Origin of the sequence: Oceanispirochaeta sp. M1 (genome assembly GCF_003346715.1) — a bacterium.
Taxonomy (GTDB): domain Bacteria; phylum Spirochaetota; class Spirochaetia; order DSM-2461; family DSM-2461; genus Oceanispirochaeta.
Genome location: NZ_QQPQ01000145.1, coordinates 1 through 695 on the forward strand (window position 1 = coordinate 1; position 695 = coordinate 695).

Below are 695 nucleotides of genomic sequence, written 5' to 3' on the forward strand. Positions count from 1 at the left end.
CAAGTAGAGTCTGGAAAGCATGGGCCATTCCATGAAGTCTCATCTCCTTCATTTTATCGATAGTAACCTGATTGTTATTCATACTAAACCTCCTATATGTAGTACTGTTTCCCTCTGATATTTTCATGATTTTCCGGGAGCAGGCAGAGCTGTTTGTCCTCCAGATCTCTTTCGTATTGCTCTTTGATGCTGTGCGCCTGTTCCTTGATAAACTGATAGTGAACACGCTTCATATTCCATGACTTGCGGCAGGCTTGATTCAGAACATCATGGCCACATTTTTCTGCTAGAGAGAGCACTCCCAGACAGGATTTATATGCCTGTTCCGGATACGGCTTTGACTCCAGAATATGGCTGACTGCCCGATGGGTATCCTCTCCAACATTCCCAGCCCACCATTTCAGCTTGTCCGGATTCCAGTCGTCTGCAAATCGATGATGCGGTGGCATGTGATCCTTTAGGGTGGTGTACTTGAAAGTACTTCTGTCCCTGAAATGCTGAACTATTCTGATATTATCGTGATAAATGGCTACATTGCGATCATCAAAAATGATTCTAACTTTCTTCCCTTTAAGGAAATGAGGAACACTGTAGTAGTGCTGATCCTCTTTGAGCTGTACATGATAGTTAAACCCAACCCGGCTGTTATTTTGAAAATACTTTAGGGGGTAAGGATAAATGGGAAGACTTTTTAG

1 pseudogene is annotated in these 695 nt (G+C 43.0%); it reads right to left on the reverse strand.

Annotated elements, in window-relative coordinates:
* Positions 1–92: 92 nt before the first annotated feature.
* A pseudogene (locus DV872_RS26770) lies at positions 93–695 on the reverse strand (hypothetical protein); the annotation flags it as partial.